We start from the raw sequence: 3,980 nt of genomic DNA on the forward strand, positions 1-3,980 counted from the left end.
AAAGTTAGACAGAAAAAATCTAACTTTTGGGGTGCAGTTCAGTTCCTCTTCTTTTAAATATCCGAATCATCATTTTTATTTCAAAAAAGATAGTGATTCGGTTGATTTTTATTGCAATATATTGAAATTTGAAATTTCAAGAATCGCATTAAATCAAGGTTTTTTCGTTTCCAATGAAACGTAACGACCTACTATTAAACTTCTCTAATTACCAAGTATTACAACCTATATTTCTTTTAATATTTTAGCAAATAATTCTTCTAACTTCTCTAAGTCTCCATAGACAGTTCCGTCCATATAAAGGTTGTAAACTTCGTCATCTTGTTCCACTCGTATTTGTGCAGAATAGCCTTTTGATAGTGCTAAAGAACGAATAACTTCTCGTTGAGTTCGTCCATTTCCTTCTCGAAAGGGATGGAAATAATTGAGATTATCAAGAATTTTTGCTAATTGTTTAATAATTTTATTTTTTGAATTAGCAGTTTGATAATAGGTATGAATAAGATGGTTGATATAGTCTTGGGCAGTATTGAAAGATTGTATTGGCATAAAGGGATTCCCGCTTTTTGAGATATTCACCTTGCGATATTGTCCCGCCCAAGAATAGACATCTTGAAATAAATATTTATGAATGGCTAAAATATCACTAATGGAGTAGACTTCTATGGTTTTCAAGCGCAAGTCTGCAAGCCTTCTAGTAACGAATAAATGCTCATTTCGGTAGGCTTCTTCAATATTTGTAACATTTTGTTTGTTGATTAAGACTGTGGAATTTGGATAGGTATATTGGTGATTAGGGTCAATGTACTTATAGCCTTCGTATTGATTTTTAACCAATATTCAATTCCTTTCGTCTATTGACAACATAAGTTTTTAAATCAATCACATCTTGAACAGTAGGTTCATAATTTTCAATCATTGATGATCCAATAGCATACCAGACGGTATCGAAATCTGAAAAATTATCAAAAGGAATCCCTAAAATTGTTAATTCTTCTTTATTTACATCAAGAGTCATGTCACATCTCCTTATATAATGTTACCTTTATTATACCATAAAATCGGTATTTTTACCTAAAGGGATAGAGACTATAAGATGTATTATGTTTAATGTAGATTTATGATAAAATGGTTTTATTATAAAAAGAAATAACAGAGGTATAGCATAGAGCCATATATTACAGAAGCTTTAGTAAAAGCAGGGATTGAATTGGGAACTCTAACATTTAAGGGAACAACAACACTAGTGAATAGTAAAATTCAATCATTAAAGGAAGAACGTAACGCCGATAAATTACGAAATACTTATGATGAAATTGTAAATGAGTTACTTTCGGAACGAGAACAGGCAATCAGAATTGCTCAGGCATATAAAGAAGAATATGAAAAAGTACATATTGATGATAAAGATATTGAGTATTTGCACAACACTTTAGAACGGGTTATTTCTCTTCTATCTTCATTTACTAATGTTGAAGATGGGAAAGAAGATTCAATGAAACAATTGGTTGCTTTACTTAATAAGGATACTTTAAAGACTATGCAACTATTAGGATTTAATTACAAGGAGGCAATAGGAGAACCTTTAACGGAGGTTTGCTCAAATGCTATAAGAAATACATTAGGAAGTCTATCATCTAAGAAAAACGTACGTAACAAAAAATAATTGAACCAATGGTGTGAACTTTTTGGTAAAATCTAGCTCAATTTGTGTATTTTTAGGGTAAAATTCACACCATTCAACTGAAATTGATTCAAATTAGATGAAATTCTGTTTTCTGTAAATGTGGGAAAACATTGATTTTAAGGGGATATTGAAACTTATTCAAATAAAAATGTTTCCAACCAGGCTTGAAAAAAGCTCGTAAAGCATCACAATTTAGTAAACGTTAAAACTTATTTAAACTTATTGAAAGTATTTCGTATCAAAAATACGGGATGCTTTTTCTGTTCACCCCAAATTTTTGTAACTAGGTGATACTTGAAATTAATACAAATTTGGTTGTTTTTGATAAATCTAAGCAACACTAAATGATGAAGTGAAAGGGGATGAATCTTTGATAGTATTCATTTATTGTGAAATATGATATATTTATTAATTAGATGGATGAATACTTCTAGAGTTAAATATAGCATAATAGGGACAGACTTTTTGGTTTATTTTTGTTTGTAGTCGGATTATGAAAGAATATCCAATATTATGCGATAAGATAGAATGTTACAAAAAAGAAAGGGGATGCAATCCGATGAAGAAAGACAGATTAATTGTATTGACAGATGCTGTTCTAGCAATTATTATGACCATCTTGATTTTAGAGTTAGAAAAACCAACAACACCAAGTCTTGAAGCTTTTTGGGATTTACGGCAAAATTTCTTTGCTTGTTTTCTTTCCTTTTTCTGGTTGGGATCGTTATGGATGGCACTAAACACATTATGGGAAAAGGTTGAGAAAATTTCCTCAGAAATTATTTGGTGGAATTTGTTTCTACTCTTGGAGCGGCAGGAGTTCTCTTTGGAGAATTTCATGCCATCCAAGATACCAGTCTGAATGATGTGGTGGACCGGATCTATATAAATGTCAAGGATTTACCGTTTCAGTCCTTGGGAGCTTTAGCTAATATCCTGTCTGATGTTAAGAAGGGACTGATTCAAGACAGTCATATCTGGTCTTTCTTCCAGTCATTTTTCAAACAATATCAGTTGATAATCAGCTTAAATCAGATCTATCAGTTTGTCTATCTTTCTCTGATGGAGATCATGTCCTATCTTCACTTTGATTATTGGAAAAAACGGCTCGGTCAGGAGCTAGTATGAATAAGGAGAACAAATGAGACGTTTAAAAATGTTATGGCATATTATACAGGTTACGGGTTTTACTCGGTTTGCTCTGAGTTTTGTGACCTTTGTTTTTGGGTCAGGAGGCGTGCTTTTCCTAGTTGAACCTGCTATCACAAATTACGGAGACGGTCTTTGGTATGCTTTTGTGACTTCGACGACTGTCGGCTACGGGGATCTCCTAGCTGTGACCTTGATTGGAAGGATTACCAGTGTCTTCTTGACGATTTATGGGCTCATATTTTTTGGCTGTTTATCAGCTGTTATTATTAATTATTATACCGATTTAAATAAGGAAAGAGGAGAGGACAAATGACTGCCAATTATTCAACACGGGAATACCGTTAGAAATTATACGATGACCTTCATGTTCGATTGAGAGATACAGCGATTTTGATGTGTGCAATTTTTATTGCCTCTATCGGTCTAAATATGAATTCAACAGCTGTTATTATTGGAGCCATGTTAATTTCACCTCTCATGACACCGATTGTTGGACTGGGATTCGGTTTAGCTATTTTTGATACGCGTTTAATCAAGCAATCTCTAGAGGTTTTATTTACTCAAGTATTGGTCAGTTTGCTTGTCTCGACTCTGTATTTCTGGATTTCTCCCTTATCTTATGCAAGTAGCGAGTTGATTGCACGAACCTCTCCAACCATTTGGGATGTTCTCATTGCTATTGCTGGTGGGATTGCTGGTGTGATCGGTTCAAGGAAAAAAGAAGCAAACAATATCGTGCCAGGAGTAGCCATTGCTACAGCTTTGATGCCGCCTATCTGTACTGCTGGCTATGGTTTAGCTAATGGGAATGTACGATTTTTATTGGGGGCTCTCTATCTTTTCTTGATCAACTGTGTCTTTATCATGCTAGCCAACATTGTTGGAACAAGAATTTTGATGAGAAAATCTCCTTTAACTTCATTTAAAGAGCTGAGCATTAAAATGAGAATTGGCTTGATTTCTTTGATTGTATTGTTGATTCTTCCAGCTAGCTATTCGGCAGTTACTCTGACAATAGAACAAGCGCGCAAAGAAGGGATCAAACAGTTTGTAGGAAAAGAGTTCGCCAATTATACGGTTATTAATCAAGTCTACAAGTCAAGTAACAATGAATTGGTCTTGACGGTTGTTGGAGATCCGA

General features: G+C 33.8%; 6 protein-coding genes and 1 pseudogene. 5 read left to right on the forward strand and 2 right to left on the reverse strand.

Translation table 11 applies throughout. The features are described 5' to 3' along the window. Positions 1 to 184, forward strand: a 184-nt coding sequence (locus tag HMPREF2957_RS09330) for a hypothetical protein (protein ID WP_222563413.1), incomplete at its 5' end; no start/stop codon positions are given. A 41-nt stretch (positions 185 to 225) separates the two neighbouring features. Here the strand turns inward: HMPREF2957_RS09330 and HMPREF2957_RS08565 are convergent. Together HMPREF2957_RS08565 and HMPREF2957_RS08570 are read right to left on the reverse strand one after the other, a co-directional pair. Continuing rightward, positions 226 to 837: a Fic/DOC family protein gene (locus tag HMPREF2957_RS08565; protein WP_070678972.1), complete on the reverse strand. Its 612-nt coding sequence runs from the start codon at positions 835 to 837 to the stop codon at positions 226 to 228. After that, the gene (locus HMPREF2957_RS08570) at positions 830 to 1,018 is read right to left on the reverse strand and encodes a hypothetical protein (RefSeq protein WP_000171300.1); all 189 of its coding nucleotides are present in this window, start codon (positions 1,016 to 1,018) and stop codon (positions 830 to 832) included. Before HMPREF2957_RS08570 ends, HMPREF2957_RS08565 begins: the two co-directional genes overlap by 8 nt. 147 nt (positions 1,019 to 1,165) lie before the next feature. Here HMPREF2957_RS08570 and HMPREF2957_RS08575 point away from each other — a divergent pair, with 147 nt between their 5' ends. From HMPREF2957_RS08575 to HMPREF2957_RS08595, 4 genes and pseudogenes are all read left to right on the forward strand, one after another. Then, positions 1,166 to 1,666, forward strand: coding sequence for a hypothetical protein (locus HMPREF2957_RS08575; RefSeq protein WP_048775675.1), 501 nt, complete (start codon positions 1,166 to 1,168; stop codon positions 1,664 to 1,666). Positions 1,667 to 2,246: 580 nt separating this feature from the next. Further along, positions 2,247 to 2,549, forward strand: coding sequence for a TMEM175 family protein (locus HMPREF2957_RS08580; RefSeq protein WP_004240734.1), 303 nt, complete (start codon positions 2,247 to 2,249; stop codon positions 2,547 to 2,549). Positions 2,550 to 2,828: 279 nt separating this feature from the next. After that, on the forward strand, positions 2,829 to 3,152 hold the full coding sequence (locus HMPREF2957_RS08590) for a potassium channel family protein (RefSeq protein ID WP_001253404.1): 324 nt from the start codon (positions 2,829 to 2,831) through the stop codon (positions 3,150 to 3,152). Further along, positions 3,149 to 3,980: pseudogene (locus HMPREF2957_RS08595) on the forward strand (DUF389 domain-containing protein); the annotation flags it as partial. The gene HMPREF2957_RS08590 and the pseudogene HMPREF2957_RS08595, both read left to right, overlap by 4 nt.

This window comes from Streptococcus sp. HMSC062D07 (assembly GCF_001814215.1).
Lineage (GTDB): Bacteria > Bacillota > Bacilli > Lactobacillales > Streptococcaceae > Streptococcus > Streptococcus infantis_I.